This window comes from Vibrio sp. B181a, from assembly GCF_030248375.1.
Taxonomy (GTDB): Bacteria; Pseudomonadota; Gammaproteobacteria; order Enterobacterales; family Vibrionaceae; genus Vibrio; species Vibrio campbellii.
Window position 1 is genome coordinate 1 of sequence record NZ_JAHGAD010000055.1, and the last position, 14708, is coordinate 14708.

A 14708-nucleotide genomic window follows, 5' to 3' on the forward strand; every position below is an offset into this window, starting at 1 on the left:
TTCTCGCTTCTCGCTATGCGCCAGGCGGCATTGCTAAACTGTCGGCAATCAACTGAATCAAGTGGTCTTCTACCGCGAAACGTGTCTCAATGATTTCCCCAATCAAAGACATGTCCTGATCAAAATCAGACAATTCATCTTCAGCGGAAACATCCGAGTATTTGTCGGTAAAGTTCAGTAACGGCTCAGTAGTAAGGACGATCTTCGCGTAAGTCTGGTTTATTTCATCTGTCGCGACAAAGCCAGTGGCTTTCCACTTGTCCATCACCATATCGTAGATTTTAAAGTGACCTTCGGAGATGTAGTCGACAAGGTGTTGGCAGAAGTGCTGAAGTTCGTCAGGAGAAGGGAGTTCAATGACATTGGATTTCGAACAAGGTTGCAGTGCTGCAAGCTTACAATATTCGACAATCAGGGATTGTCTCGTTTCCAGCCAATGGTCGATAACGTCACTGGAGCCGCCCCATTGGTCTTGTGTTTGTTTGAATTTTTTTAGCATGACCATGCCCTCATGATCTGATCGCCCATTGGCGAACGTATCCTTTGCAAAGCAAAGTTAGTAAAGTGATTACAAACTCTTGTCCTTACTAGAATTTATAGTTGCAAAATTGGCGAACGACAAACTCTGGTATGAAATTAGATTGCCAGTAAAATGAATGAACTTCAAGCAAAGGGACGCTGTAATGTTAAGAAAAGGTGAAGTTAACCGTACGAAAAACGCCCATTGGTGTGTTGTTTCAGGAAGCGATGTTTGGCTGGTGGATGGTGCTATTCCTTTCGGAAGTGCAGAGCAGTACTCACTGCCAGAGGGCAGCGCAAGGCAGATAGGTGAATACCAAGGTGCCCCAGTAATGTGGATCAACCTGTCGGATTTAGACCATGATTTAGAACTGGTTTCACTGCGTGATTGCCTGCATTTTCCAGAAGCGCTTTTCTTACTGATCAGCAAAGCGATTCAATATGGCCACATGACACAGAGCCTCCGTTTTTGCCCACAATGTGGCGGTCGTAACTTCCTCAATAACAATCAATTGGCGATGCAGTGTGGAGAGTGCCGTACTTTGCACTATCCGCGTATTTTCCCGTGCATCATTGTCGCTGTACGCAAAGATAACCAGATTTTATTGGCACAGCACCCTCGTCACCGAAATGGTATGTACACCGTGATTGCGGGCTTTTTAGAGGTTGGTGAAACCTTAGAGCAATGTGTGGCCCGTGAAGTGCACGAAGAAACGGGCGTACATGTGAAAAACATTCGTTACTTTGGCAGCCAGCCGTGGGCGTTTCCATCTAGCATGATGATGGCTTTTCTGGCCGATTTTGACTCTGGTGAATTGAACCCTGACTACACTGAGTTATCCGATGCGCAATGGTTTGGTGTTGACGAGATGCCGCCAGTCGCACCAGAAGGAACGATTGCACGAGCACTAATTGAGCAAACAATTAGTGATATTCAACAGGCTTGAGAGCCGACTCGTAAAGCGATTAAAGGAAAATGTAGAATCACTTTTGAGACAAAAGGGGTTGTTAGACTGACCTGGCACAGCATTCTGTAATGACACAATGATTAATAAAGGAGTATGTCTAATGAAATACAGATCAGCGTTATGGCTAGGTATTGCGTCTTTCTCTTTGGTGAGTGTTTCGGCACAGGCAAGTATTGAAGTGAAAGCGAAGCGCATGTTGACCGAAAATACCATGACGGAAAACGTCACAAAAGTACAAGCTGCTTGTGGCAATGAAGCTCTAGCAACGAACTTTGATTGGGCCGCATGGGATGACTATGACTTTGCTGAAGCTCGTTTAGACGAAGTAAAAACCACGGGCTGGCTTGGTAGTTTAATCAACAATATCTATGATGATATGGTCAAGCTATGTACGACGACTGAACATGCCGCGCTTTACAAAGAAGAATTCCAGAAAGTTCAGCAGATCCAATTCGTTGGTCAAGATTCCGTTGAGGCGCGTAAAGCGGGATTCTCTCTTGATGATGGTGGTAGCGTTCTCAATGTTGCTTTGAACCCGAACGCGGCGTACGACTCTTCAACACTGAAGTACCTCAAGCAAGCATGGAACTAAGGTAATGAACAAAATATTATTACCTTTACTTGCCGTGGTATCTAGCTTTTCAGCTTTTGCGACGGAAGAGCGTTATTCCATGGAGGACTTAACTGCTCTTCATAAAACGCAAAGCTGGAATGAACTGCTCGCTCATGCGAACGATATTCGACCTTCAAAACGAGATGATGCATGGCAAGTTCTCGTGGCGGATGCCGCGACTGGTGCCTTCAATAATTACGTCTCTTCTGGAGCGGCGGATAGCGCAATTGGTCTAGGGCAACAGCTACTCACTGAGTATGCGTTTCTGTCTGAATCCAAAGATTTTACTCAAAGCTTCGCAAAAACTTTAGTACCGGCGGCGCAATCTTGCATTAAGTATTCGATGGAAGGGTGTGTTGAGAGTTACGGTCAACTGCTCGCCGAACTCTCTCCAGCAGGCAGCGTAAGTTTTGAAGAAGGGACAAAGGTGTTCCAGAATGTCTCTAAATCTCTCGCGATTCCATTCTATGCTGCGGCAGTCAAGCAGTCTCCAGAATATTGTGAAGATGAAAAGGTCTCGAATGCGTTGTTGTATACGCTTGATCGACCGAGTAATTCTCAGTTTGCGCTGGCTAAAGAAGTCGCAACAAATGGGTGTGCTAACACGGCACTAACAAACTTTGAGAATTACATTATTGATTCGCAATCGGTGCGGGAGACCTTGTGCCCGACTTACCTATCCAAAGGATATGTAAAAGGGGTCATGAAAAAAGTTTGCCAATCATGATTATGAAATATGAAGCCACCGTAAGGTGGCTTTTTTAATTTATTGAAAAATAGATAAAAAAAACCCTCCGAGAGGGAGGGGGTAAGTAAGATGTCGTTATGAGATGCTGAGTACCGGGTACTCAGTTTATAATTGTAGTTTTCGCTAGCGAACAAATTTTTAACACTGATACCGATTGGGTGCAAATTAAGCACTGATTTAAAAGTTAATAACTTGATCCAGGTTGCAAAGCACACAGCTATTAGCCTTAAATCAGTGATAGAATACCCCCTTTCAAAGAAAGCCTAACAATTGGAATTACGGAATGACTGAATTAAAAAATGATCGTTATCTGCGTGCCCTTTTAAAAGAGCCAGTAGATTACACGCCAGTATGGATGATGCGTCAGGCAGGTCGTTACCTACCAGAATACAAAGCAACTCGTGCGCAAGCGGGCGATTTCATGTCTTTGTGTAAAAACGCGGAGTTGGCGTCAGAAGTAACGCTTCAACCACTACGCCGTTTTCCTCTTGATGCAGCGATCTTGTTCTCTGACATCCTAACTATCCCAGATGCAATGGGCTTAGAACTTCGCTTTGCTGCGGGTGAAGGTCCGGTTTTCGATAAGCCTATCACTTGCAAAGCAGACGTAGAAAAGATCGGTCTGCCGGATCCAGAAGGCGAGCTGCAATACGTAATGAACGCAGTGCGTCAAATCCGCAAAGATTTGAACGGTGACGTTCCACTGATTGGTTTCTCTGGTAGCCCATGGACACTGGCGACTTACATGGTTGAAGGCGGCAGCTCGAAAGCGTTCACCAAGATCAAGAAGATGATGTACGCAGAACCACAAACGCTGCACCTACTTCTAGATAAGTTAGCAGACAGCGTTATCGAGTACCTAAACGCGCAAATTAAAGCGGGTGCACAGTCGGTGATGGTATTTGATACATGGGGCGGTGTACTGACACCTCGTGACTACAACCTGTTCTCACTACAATACATGCACAAGATTGTAGATGGTCTGATTCGTGAAAACGACGGTCGCCGTGTGCCAGTAACGTTGTTCACTAAGAACGGTGGTATGTGGCTTGAGCAAATCGCAGCTACGGGCTGTGATGCGGTAGGTCTAGACTGGACGATCAACATCGCAGACGCAAAAGCACGTATCGGCGATAAAGTGGCTCTACAAGGTAATATGGACCCATCAATGCTTTACGCTTCACCAGAGCGTATCCGTGAAGAAGTCGCGGGTATTCTAGAAGGCTTTGGCGATGCAGGTACTGGTCACGTGTTCAACCTAGGCCACGGTATCCACTTGGATGTGCCGCCAGAAAACGCAGGCGTATTTGTGGAAGCGGTACACGAGCTATCTAAGCCATACCATAAGTAACTTCGAATTTTTGAAATCAAATACCGGCATTCAGTGCCGGTATTTTTTTACCTAAAATTCAGCTTTTATATCTGAAACGCAAGGTTGTACAGCTCTGATAGCATTTGGTCTACCATGATCTAATTACTACTCGAGCTGTTCAGTTACTGCTTAAGGTGTTTATAAACAATGATTTAGATCCTTGGTGCTTGTGCGAAAATTTTCTTGTACAGATAAACAAGCAATTAGATCATGGGTAACCTAAAGCATCGAATGGACACGCTTTTTAAGGTATGGCACGACGTCAGATTCAAACCAAGGGTTCTTCTTTAACCACAATGTGTTGCGTGGAGAAGGATGAGGAAGCGGGATAAAGTCAGGCTCCCAATCCTGCCATTGCTGAACAGTTTGCGTGAGCGTCTTTGGTTTGTTGGTGAGATAGTACTGCTGTGAGTACAGGCCAATCAGTAGCGTCAGCTCTATATTGGGCAACTGATCTAGAATCCTTTTATGCCAAGCAGGCGCGCATTCTTTACGAGGAGGCAAATCGCCAGAGTTTCCTTTACCTGGATAGCAGAAGCCCATCGGGACAATGGCTATTTTGTTTGGGTCGTAGAAAGTGTCTTTGTCGATATCGAGCCATTGGCGTAACCGATCGCCGCTTGGGTCATTCCAAGGTATCGAGGTTTTGTGTACGCGCGTCCCTGGCGCTTGTCCGATGATTAGGATGCGTGCGTCTTTTGCTGCTTGTACGACAGGATTTGCACCCAAAGGTAAATCGTCTGCGCAGATCTGGCAGGCTCGTACTTGCTTTAGCAATGTTTCTAAAGACATAAGATGGTTAATACCCTTTATCGAAATCGACCTGATTATTTAGAGAGAACCCGTCTCGCCAACTCAAGTAGTTGTCTGCAAAAATGTCGACCACTTGCTCAGGGAAACTCAATGCTGCGATGTGGGGTGTGATGGTTACTTGCGGAAGTTTCCAAAAAGGATGTTGCGGTGAGAGTGGCTCTTGTTCAAACACATCGAGAAAAGCATGTTCGACCCAACGATTCTTGAGCGCGAGCAATAGACCAGTATCATCAATCACATCACCTCTTCCGACATTAAATAACAGTGCCTGATTAAGGTGGCTTAGCACCTCGCTGTTGAGTAAGCGTTGAGTGTCTGGCGTGCTCGGCAGTGTATTTACCACAATGTCCGCTTGATGAAATGCGCTTGCCAGTTCATTGATATGAAAGGTTTGAGTAAATTCACCGCCAGAAGTTGGGATACCAGTACGATTGATCCCTACGGTTTTCATGCCCATCAATTGTGCCGCTTTACCCAAGTGGCTACCTATGCTGCCTGTACCAAGAATCACCATGGTTTTGTTTTGCAGCGAGGTGTACAGATGCGGTTGCCACTGCTTGTTCTGCTGTTGCTGGTGGTATTGCATAAAGTGGCGGAAGTGAGCAATGCAGTAGCCAATTACGTACTCGGCAATTAATGGGCCGAAAATACCGCGTACGTTGGTCAGAGTGTAATCTTGGCGCAGATCCGGTGACATTAAAGCGTTCACCCCCGCAAATGTGGATTGCACCCACTCAAGCTGTGAAAACTCGTCTAACCTTTGTGGTAGTAATGGTGGATCCGCCAGTACGATCTGAGCTTCTTCAGGTTGGTCGGTGAGGCAAAGATCGGGCAGATTTTTCTCTGCCAGTAACGTTTCGTAGGTGTCGCGATGCTCTGAGAGCAGGAAAATCTGATTTGGATGCTGCATTAACTTTTTTCCCTGTGATGAATCAAGTACACTTTCGCTGTTTTTTTCTTCAATGATTGAGTGACTATGCTTAAGAATCCTCTTCAGGTTCGTTTGGAAAAACTAGAACCTTGGCAACAAATTACCTTCATGGCGTGTCTGTGTGAACGCATGTATCCAAACTATGCGATGTTTTGTGAGAATACAGAATTTGCTGAGCCACGTGCTTACCGAGCGATTCTTGATAGTGTATGGGAAATTCTGACGGTTAAGAACGCGAAAATTAATTTTGAACGTCAATTAGAGAAGTTAGAAGAGTTGTTCCCAAGTGCGGATGAATTCGATTTTTACGGTGTTTATCCAGCGATGGATGCGTGTCAGAGCTTGTCGACGCTGTTGCACGGTCTGTTGGATCGCGACTACCTTTTCGATTCAATGCTTAAAGTGAGCCAACAGTCGGTAAAAACCGTGGCTGACCTAGAACAAGCACAAGGTTCAGAGCCAATCACCAACGACAATCAAAAAGAAAATGAAGCCGTATGTGAAGAGTGGGATGTTCAATGGGCTATCTTCCGCCCACTGCGTGAAGCGGTAGAGCGCGACATCTGCTTGATTAAAGATTTGCGTGAAGAACTACGCGAAGAAGCCGTGAGTAACATCGGCATCGCACTTTAATCGTTGAATAGATAAAACAAAGGCATCCAGATTGGATGCCTTTTTTGTTTTTGCGTTTGAGCGATTACGCCCCATGCTGATTACGATTCTTTAGATTCTGGTTTGGTTGGCTCTTGAGCTTCTGGCTCTTTGTCCTGTTTCTCCAGTTCTTCCTCTTCTTCATCGTCATCGCGGCTTTCAATTACGCCGTGCTTTTCTTTCCAGCTTTCCCAGCGTTGGTAAGCCAGTTCTTGCATGTCAGTGCTCTTATCCGCTTCATCGATGATCTCTTCACCCAATAGGTGCTCAAAGATGTCTTCTAGCGTTACCAAGCCTTGTACTGTGCCGTATTCGTCAACCACAAGCGCGAGCTGCAGGCGGTGAGTCATCATCTGGTCGAACACTTTAGGTAGAGCGGTGTTGTTCAGTACCACTTGGATAGGACGCATGACCGAGCCAAGTTGTTTTTGGCCGCTGCCTGATTGTTGCAGCTTGAACAGCTCTAGACGGTGCACAAAACCAATGATGTTGTCTTTCTGCTCGCTGTAAACCAGTGGGCGAGAGAAAGGCGTCTCTTTATGCTTCTCTAGAAAGTCATTGATGGTCATGGTCGCGTCAACGCGAAATACCACTGGGCGCGGAGTCATGACTTGTGTTACTGGCACATCTTGAATACCAAGTAGGTTGCTTAGGATCTTTGATTCACCTTCTGCGAACTCACCGCTTTCTTTTGCCAGAATAGCCATAGCAGACAGCTCATCACGCATTTTTGGTGCTTCGTGGTTACGAGCTAGACGCTTAGTGATTTGCTCAGAGAACCATACGAATGGTGTTAGTGCCCATACCATCCAACGTAGCGATACCGCCGCAGATGGTGCAAGTTGGCGCCAGTAAGTTGCACCAATCGTCTTAGGTACGATTTCTGATAGAACAAGAATCGCCAGTGTCAGTACCGCAGAGAAGATACCAAGCGCTTCGCTACCGAACACTACCGCCGCCTGTGCACCTGCCGTTGCTGCACCGATAGTGTGAGCAATGGTGTTCAGGGTCAGGATCGAAGCCAGTGGTCGGTCGATGTCTGCTTTCAGTTTTTCTAACTGAGCAGAAGCAGGGTGCCCCTGTTGTTTGAGCTGCGCAATGTAGCTCGGACTGATACTAAGAAGTACCGCCTCCAGTACCGAACAGATAAACGAAATGCCGATAGCAATAGAGATATAAATGGATAACAGCAGCATAGTTGCCCTTGAATGTAATGTGATAGTCGGGATTTTAAGCGATTATAACCGCAAAAGCGCCCTATAAATCGTTCTTATTGCATTAGAAAGCAAGAGCTTTCCCCGTACAAGTAGTAACAAATTGTGAGTTATTACTCATATTATGGCTAAAACTACGTCAGAAAATCGAAAGATCGCTTACAAACCTTTGCCAGGTGGGGCATTTATGTTTTAGAGTGAGATGAATTCGATAACATATGAGAAGGGAAACCTAATGAACAAGACCCAATTAATCGACTTTATTGCAGAGAAAGCAGACCTATCTAAAGCACAAGCTAAAGCTGCTCTTGAAGCAACTCTTGAGGGTGTTACTGGCGCTCTTAAAGAGGGTGACCAAGTTCAACTAATTGGTTTTGGTACATTCAAAGTAAACCACCGTGCTGCACGTACTGGTCGTAACCCTAAGACTGGTGACGAGATTCAAATCGCAGCAGCTAACGTACCTGCATTCGTAGCAGGTAAAGCACTGAAAGAATCAGTAAACTAAGTTAAAATGCACCGAGGTATCCTGCCTCGGTGCAATTTCATGAAAAAACATCTACTCACTTCACTTCTTCTATCAAGCCTCGCTCTTGTTGGTTGTTCTTCTGTTGAAACCCCAAATCTTGACCAATTTACCCATTTCTCAGGCGGGAAAATCATGGGTGATGCAACTAGTTTATATTGGATGACAGAGCGTCTTACACGCGTCAGTACGGCAGCAGACTATGTCACGATGGGAGATTACGGCTCGTACCAGAGTGATTATCGCTGGGATGATGGTGAGCTAAGAGAGTTGATTCGAAAAGGTAAGCAACTCGATGCCAAACAAGGATTGGTGCCTTTTCAAATCCACATTCGATTCAATAAAGATGGTGACGCGGTCTATCAGCAGTACCGTGTGAATGGGAAAGTGCTGCCCTTACAGCGCGACCAGTTAGAGCGTTACAAGCAAGAGGCGAACAATGTCGTTACGTCTATCAAGAAACAATCTCGTGATGGCCAGAGTCTAATCCAAGGTTATTGGGATGGTGAAACGTTCGAAACCTGTAAGGGGCGAGAGTTTACGACGTTGGAATTCAATCAGACCCTACCTAAGTTTGTGATTGATAGGTTGGCGTCAGTGGACAGTTACATTGCGTTTATTGGTAAAGAGTCGCGTAATGCGGCGACCGTTGATGAATTGCTGATGCTTAATGATGATGACTTTGATTGTGTACCGCGACCGAAGTTGATCTCCGAATAAACATGGCTTCGAGCTCTCTCGACTCTCGAACAAGAACAATAAAAAAGGCGCTGAGTGCGCCTTTTGTCGTTTTAGCCAACTGAAGTTGTTTTTATTTTTCTTGCTCACGTGCAATTGCACGGTAGCCGATGTCGTTGCGATGGAACATGCCATCCCAACTGATCTGTTTTGCAAGCTCGTAAGCACGCTGCTGCGCTTCTGATACGCTGTTGCCAAGTGCTGTTGCACAAAGAACGCGACCACCGTTTGTCACGATGTCGCCGTCTTTGTTATCTGTACCAGCATGGAAGACTTTTTCGCCTTCAATTTCAACTTGTGGCAGACCCGAAATTACGTCGCCTTTGTTGTATGCTGCTGGGTAACCACCGGCTGCTAGCACGATACCAATTGATGCTCGTGGATCCCACTTCGATTCCGCTTGATCCAGCTGCTCGTCGATTGCCGCTAGGCACAGATCAACAAGATCCGATTCCATGCGCATCATAATAGGTTGTGTCTCAGGATCACCGAAGCGGCAGTTGTACTCGATTACTTTCGGAGTGCCGTCTTTGTCGATCATCAGACCTGCGTATAGGAAACCAGTGTAAGGGTTACCTTCAGAAGCCATGCCGCGTACCGTTGGGTAAATCACTTCTTCCATAATGCGGTTATGGATTTCCTGTGTTACCACTGGAGCTGGAGAGTATGCACCCATGCCACCGGTGTTAGGACCAGTATCTTTGTCGCCTACGCGTTTGTGGTCTTGGCTGGTGGCCATTGGTAGAACGTTCTCACCATCCACCATCACGATGAAGCTTGCTTCTTCACCATCTAGGAACTCTTCGATAACGACACGACTACCAGCATCACCAAATGCGTTGCCTGCTAGCATGTCTTTGATTGCGTCTTCAGCTTCTTCTAGTGTCATCGCTACGATAACGCCTTTACCAGCAGCAAGGCCGTCAGCTTTTACGACAATCGGCGCACCTTGTTCACGTACGTAAGCAAGAGCTGGCTCGATTTCAGTGAAGTTCGCGTATGCGCCCGTTGGGATTTGGTGACGAGCAAGGAAGTCTTTGGTAAACGCTTTAGAGCCCTCAAGCTGCGCTGCTGCTTGTGTTGGGCCGAAGATTGGCAGGCCTCCTTCGCGGAAAGCATCCACAACACCGATAACCAGCGGTGCTTCAGGACCGACAATAGTCAGTTCAACCGCTTTCTCTTTTGCAAAAGCAACCAAGCCAGCGATGTCTTCTACTGCGATGTTTACGTTCTCTAGTTTAGGCTCAAGTGCTGTGCCTGCGTTACCTGGAGCAACGAAGATAGTCTCAACATTTGGGTTTTGCGCCGCCTTCCAACCTAGTGCGTGTTCACGACCGCCTGAACCAATGATAAGAATATTCATAATATTTCCTTTGATTTCGCTCCTCCCCTTATTAAGGGGAGGTTGGGAGGGGTAAGTCGTGTACGTACAACAGACCCCCTCTAACTCCCCCTTGGTAAGGGGGAGGACCAAAAACTAATTAGTGGCGGAAGTGACGCATACCTGTGAAGATCATCGCCATGCCGTGCTCATCTGCTGCTGCGATAACTTCGTCATCACGCATAGAGCCACCCGGTTGGATAACACACTTAATGCCAGCCTCTGCTGCTGCATCGATACCATCACGGAATGGGAAGAAAGCGTCAGATGCCATTACGCTACCTGCAACTTCTAGACCTTCGTCTGCAGCTTTGATGCCTGCAATCTTCGCAGAGTAAACGCGGCTCATTTGGCCAGCACCTACACCGATAGTCATGTCACCTTTTGCGTAAACAATCGCGTTTGATTTCACGTATTTCGCTACTTTCCAGCAGAACAGCGCATCTTTCAGCTCTTCTTCTGTTGGTTGACGCTTAGAAACCACTTTTAGGTCGTCTAGGCTTACCATGCCTTGGTCGCGGTCTTGAACGAGTAGACCGCCATTCACGCGTTTCACGTCAAAGCCAGTTGTCTTAGTTGTCCATTCGCCACACTCAAGTAGACGCACGTTCTTCTTCGCTGCAACCACTTCAATCGCTTCAGCAGAAACAGAAGGTGCGATGATTACTTCAACGAATTGACGCTCAACAATAGCGGTTGCTGTTTCTGCATCTAGCTCTTGGTTGAATGCAATGATGCCGCCGAATGCAGATGTTGGGTCAGTTTGGTAAGCGCGGTTGTACGCTTCTAGGATATCCTTACCTAGAGCTACACCACATGGGTTCGCGTGTTTTACGATCACACATGCTGGCTCGTTGAACTCTTTCACACATTCAAGTGCTGCGTCAGTATCTGCGATGTTGTTGTAAGAAAGGGCTTTACCCTGGATTTGGCGAGCAGTAGAAACAGATGCTTCTTGTGGGTTTGCTTCTACGTAGAAAGCTGCGGCTTGGTGGCTGTTCTCACCATAGCGCATGTCTTGCTTCTTCTCGAATTGCTGGTTGAAAGTACGTGGGAATTTCGACTCTTCGTCACCTTCTTTGTTCTCACCGTAAGATGGAACCATAGTGCCGAAGTAGTTTGCGATCATGCCGTCGTAAGAAGCCGTGTGTTCGAATGCTGCGATAGCAAGGTCGAAGCGAGTTTCTAGTGTTAGAGATTTGTCGTTCGCGTCCATTTCAGCGATCACGCGGTTGTAGTCGTGAGCGTTCACAACGATAGTTACGTCTTTGTGGTTTTTCGCTGCAGAGCGAACCATTGTTGGACCGCCGATGTCGATGTTCTCAACTGCATCAGCAAGCGTACAGCCTTCTTTAGCAACGGTTTCTGCGAATGGGTATAGGTTAACAACAACCATATCGATAGGGTTGATGCCGTGTTTTTCCATCACGTCATCATCTTGGCCACGACGACCCAGCACACCACCGTGAACTTTCGGGTGAAGCGTTTTAACGCGACCGTCCATCATTTCTGGGAAACCAGTGTAGTCAGAGACTTCTGTTACAGCGATGCCTTGTTCTGCAAGTAGACGAGCCGTACCACCAGTAGATAGGATATCGACACCGCGCTCAGCAAGAGCTTGTGCAAACTCAACAATACCTGTTTTGTCTGATACGCTGATAAGCGCACGGCGAATAGGACGAGCGTTGTTCATGCTTCCATTTTCCTCAAATTCACGGAGTTAAAGATGTTTGCCAAAAATGAACTTGTTTTTACCTCTTGGGGTAAAATATTGGCCAGTTTTGGTAAAGACCTTTGCGGCGTGTTTTCATGCTTAGAAAACAGTCTCCACTATTTGATGGCGCGTATTCTAACCAATTTATTACAAAAAAGCTCGCGCAATCGTTTGGCATCTCAAAAATAATTGTAAAAAACTCGATCTTTGGCTTTAAAAGTAACGAGATAGTTAATAAGGAAAGTTATGTTTCAGATAGGTGAACTGGCGAAACGCTGTGGTGTGACTGCCGATACACTGCGATTCTATGAGAAAAATGCGCTCATCAAACCCGCAGGACGAAGTGATTCGGGCTATCGCCTGTATAACGAAGAGAACCAAAAGCAGGTGCGTTTTATTCTCAAAGCGAAAGAGCTTGGCTTGAGCTTAGATGAGATCAAGGAACTTCTTGGGATCAAATTAGAGGCAACAGAACACAGCTGTGCGGAGGTAAAAGCCATTACTTCTGCAAAGTTAACTTTAATTGATGAGAAGATTGCTGAACTAACTAAAATTCGCACTGCATTAAAGAAGATAAACGACGCGTGTTGTGGTCATAACAACGACGATGCAAGCCACTGCTCGATTTTAGCAGCCCTTGAATAGTCTCACTTTTGCATCATTTAATTTAAGTTTGCATTTTTGGCGGCTTGCTTTTCTAGGTTCAAGCCGTATTCCCACCTATAATCTCGGCTTTAGTCGACTGTAAGAATGTGTAGTTCTATCTATTCCTAAAGCGACGCTGTCTATCAGATACGAGAGTTTTCATACATGGTTGGAGTCTATTTTCAAATCAATGACTGGGTTTTGAGCGTTGATGAAAATAAGCTGTATCGACAAGACAGGGAAGTTACCGTTGAGCCACGCTTAATTAATTTGCTACATTTTCTTGCTGAGCATGCTAGTGAAGTGTTCAATCGCGAAGAGCTGATCCAATACGTTTGGGCGGGTGCGATTGTGACGGATCAAGTCGTAACACAGTCGATCTTCGAACTGCGCAAACTTCTGCGAGATGGTCGAGAAGAAAACATCAGCTACGTGATCACTGTGCCTAAGCGTGGTTACAAGCTGGTGGCGAATGTGACCCCAATGACACACGAGGAATTCCTTGCAAGTCGTCATTGCAATGCCGAAATCCTTCCCCCTATTGTTGAAGAAGCAGAAGAGGAACAGCCCGAAGCGCCTGTACCATCCATTGCATTTCCTGCCGGACCATTAACTCGCGCTGTGTGCGAGATGTCGAAAGAAAAAAAAGCGCCGCGTAAACCAAATAAGATTAGCCCTTGGCGACTGGGATTAATGAATTTCATTTGGATCAGTATTTTGGTTGTGGTGATGGGCGTGTTTACCTACAAGCAATCAGAAGTGCGCATTACGCAAGCTATTGATACTCACCTCATCGAATTCAAGTTTCAGGATAACTTCAGCAAAGAAGGCCGCAGCTATGACTTAGCTGACGGGTTTGCACAGAAGTTGATGGCAGATGTAGCTCAAGTCAGTGATTATCGAGTGATGCTGAAAAAGGCGACCTTTACGACGGGTATTGTGCCGGGGAAATCTGTGGTGGTGCGCGTCAAAGAAAACGATGGTGGTAGCTTCCTTGAGGTGGAATATCGCAATAACTCTTCAGAAAAGGTTTTGTTCAGCCGCCAATACGCGTTAACCAATAGCCATTTGAAGTCGGTTATGCAGCAAGCCTCTCTAGATTTGATGCACGCATTGAAAGTGCCAGACGCAAAATTGAAATCAAAAGTGCTGGTGGCGGGTATGCCAATGAACCCTGACGCGGTAGAGTTGTTTGTTGAAGCAAACCACTACTTAAACGTGTCCGATGCGAATCAATTCCAGCATGGCATCGACTTAATGGAGAAAATCCTTGAGCTTGAACCAGATAATGCTTATGTACAGGCTGAACTGCTGATTGCCTATCATGTACAAAATGCGCTTGATCCGGCATTAGAACTACGGAAGGGAAGAGTTCAGCAACTGAGTGAGAAGTTGGAAACCAATACGAAAATGATGGTAGGGCCAATTCAACCACGAATTTATGAAGCTCTCGCCCTTAATGAAACCATCGCTGGCGATATTGATTTAGCTAAGCAGCATTTGAACCAAGCACTTGAGATTCGGGATTCAGTTCTGTCTTACGTGATTCGAGGTAAGCACGCTGAATTAGATGGTGATTTGGATTGGGCAAGTGAGTCCTACAGCGAAGCCTTCTATATTGATACATCCGTCGAGACTTACTTATTGTGCGAGAACTTGGTTTTTCCAAGTAACATGAAGGCGATTGATTACGCTATGTATCGCGCAGTTCACCCTTCTGTAGTGCGTATGCTGTAATAAACCAGCTCTTGATGAGTAAGATACTTAGCCCTTCATTTCGGTGAGGGGCTTTTTTGTATCTGCCTCTTACCTCTATTTCTACTAATGACGCTTGTTATATAAGAGGAGAGGGCTTTTCATTCTCTATTCTCTATT

16 protein-coding genes are annotated in these 14708 nt (G+C 46.0%); 10 read left to right on the forward strand and 6 right to left on the reverse strand.

Annotated elements, in window-relative coordinates; translation table 11 throughout:
• Window positions 1-13 precede the first annotated feature (13 nt).
• Window positions 14-505, reverse strand: coding sequence for an Rsd/AlgQ family anti-sigma factor (locus tag KIO97_RS21560; RefSeq protein WP_010650836.1), 492 nt, complete (start codon window positions 503-505; stop codon window positions 14-16).
• 178 nt (window positions 506-683) lie between these two features.
• On the opposite strand from KIO97_RS21560, the gene nudC reads away from it, so the two are divergent.
• The 4 genes from nudC (at window position 684) to hemE (ending at window position 4199) form a co-directional block, all read left to right on the forward strand.
• On the forward strand, window positions 684-1466 hold the full coding sequence (gene nudC, locus KIO97_RS21565; protein ID WP_005433638.1) for an NAD(+) diphosphatase: 783 nt from the start codon (window positions 684-686) through the stop codon (window positions 1464-1466).
• A gap of 121 nt (window positions 1467-1587) precedes the next feature.
• Window positions 1588-2079 (forward strand): hypothetical protein, encoded by a 492-nt coding sequence (locus KIO97_RS21570; RefSeq protein WP_051117533.1) that lies wholly within the window; start codon window positions 1588-1590, stop codon window positions 2077-2079.
• A gap of 4 nt (window positions 2080-2083) precedes the next feature.
• Entirely contained in the window at window positions 2084-2827 is a 744-nt protein-coding gene (locus KIO97_RS21575) for a hypothetical protein (RefSeq protein WP_285383901.1), read from the forward strand.
• A 304-nt stretch (window positions 2828-3131) separates the two neighbouring features.
• Complete coding sequence (hemE, locus tag KIO97_RS21580) at window positions 3132-4199, forward strand: uroporphyrinogen decarboxylase (RefSeq protein WP_005433634.1); 1068 nt, start codon at window positions 3132-3134, stop codon at window positions 4197-4199.
• 240 nt (window positions 4200-4439) lie between these two features.
• Here the strand turns inward: hemE and KIO97_RS21585 are convergent, their stop codons facing one another.
• On the reverse strand, window positions 4440-5012 hold the full coding sequence (locus tag KIO97_RS21585) for a uracil-DNA glycosylase family protein (protein ID WP_285383902.1): 573 nt from the start codon (window positions 5010-5012) through the stop codon (window positions 4440-4442).
• Between the two features lie 7 nt (window positions 5013-5019).
• On the reverse strand, window positions 5020-5943 hold the full coding sequence (locus KIO97_RS21590; RefSeq protein ID WP_045384498.1) for a D-2-hydroxyacid dehydrogenase: 924 nt from the start codon (window positions 5941-5943) through the stop codon (window positions 5020-5022).
• Between the two features lie 66 nt (window positions 5944-6009).
• Here KIO97_RS21590 and KIO97_RS21595 point away from each other — a divergent pair, with 66 nt between their 5' ends.
• The gene (locus tag KIO97_RS21595; RefSeq protein ID WP_005433631.1) at window positions 6010-6597 is read left to right on the forward strand and encodes a YjaG family protein; all 588 of its coding nucleotides are present in this window, start codon (window positions 6010-6012) and stop codon (window positions 6595-6597) included.
• A gap of 80 nt (window positions 6598-6677) precedes the next feature.
• Here the strand turns inward: KIO97_RS21595 and KIO97_RS21600 are convergent, their stop codons facing one another.
• Complete coding sequence (locus tag KIO97_RS21600) at window positions 6678-7811, reverse strand: CNNM domain-containing protein (protein WP_005433628.1); 1134 nt, start codon at window positions 7809-7811, stop codon at window positions 6678-6680.
• A gap of 253 nt (window positions 7812-8064) precedes the next feature.
• On the opposite strand from KIO97_RS21600, the gene hupA reads away from it, so the two are divergent.
• Both hupA and KIO97_RS21610 read left to right on the forward strand, forming a co-directional pair.
• Window positions 8065-8337, forward strand: a complete 273-nt coding sequence (gene hupA / locus KIO97_RS21605; protein ID WP_005433627.1) for a nucleoid-associated protein HU-alpha — start codon at window positions 8065-8067, stop codon at window positions 8335-8337.
• Window positions 8338-8376: 39 nt separating this feature from the next.
• Window positions 8377-9075: a DUF1481 domain-containing protein gene (locus tag KIO97_RS21610; RefSeq protein ID WP_285383903.1), complete on the forward strand. Its 699-nt coding sequence runs from the start codon at window positions 8377-8379 to the stop codon at window positions 9073-9075.
• Between the two features lie 91 nt (window positions 9076-9166).
• Here the strand turns inward: KIO97_RS21610 and purD are convergent, their stop codons facing one another.
• Together purD and purH are read right to left on the reverse strand one after the other, a co-directional pair.
• The gene (purD, locus tag KIO97_RS21615; RefSeq protein WP_285383904.1) at window positions 9167-10456 is read right to left on the reverse strand and encodes a phosphoribosylamine--glycine ligase; all 1290 of its coding nucleotides are present in this window, start codon (window positions 10454-10456) and stop codon (window positions 9167-9169) included.
• 118 nt (window positions 10457-10574) lie between these two features.
• Window positions 10575-12167, reverse strand: coding sequence for a bifunctional phosphoribosylaminoimidazolecarboxamide formyltransferase/IMP cyclohydrolase (gene purH / locus KIO97_RS21620; protein WP_045384502.1), 1593 nt, complete (start codon window positions 12165-12167; stop codon window positions 10575-10577).
• A gap of 33 nt (window positions 12168-12200) precedes the next feature.
• On the opposite strand from purH, the gene KIO97_RS27070 reads away from it, so the two are divergent.
• The 3 genes from KIO97_RS27070 (at window position 12201) to cadC (ending at window position 14570) form a co-directional block, all read left to right on the forward strand.
• Window positions 12201-12377, forward strand: a complete 177-nt coding sequence (locus KIO97_RS27070; RefSeq protein ID WP_162093863.1) for a hypothetical protein — start codon at window positions 12201-12203, stop codon at window positions 12375-12377.
• A gap of 57 nt (window positions 12378-12434) precedes the next feature.
• Window positions 12435-12833, forward strand: a complete 399-nt coding sequence (zntR, locus tag KIO97_RS21630) for a Zn(2+)-responsive transcriptional regulator (protein ID WP_005433620.1) — start codon at window positions 12435-12437, stop codon at window positions 12831-12833.
• Between the two features lie 165 nt (window positions 12834-12998).
• Window positions 12999-14570 (forward strand): lysine decarboxylation/transport transcriptional activator CadC, encoded by a 1572-nt coding sequence (gene cadC / locus KIO97_RS21635; RefSeq protein ID WP_077200130.1) that lies wholly within the window; start codon window positions 12999-13001, stop codon window positions 14568-14570.
• Window positions 14571-14708: the final 138 nt, after the last annotated feature.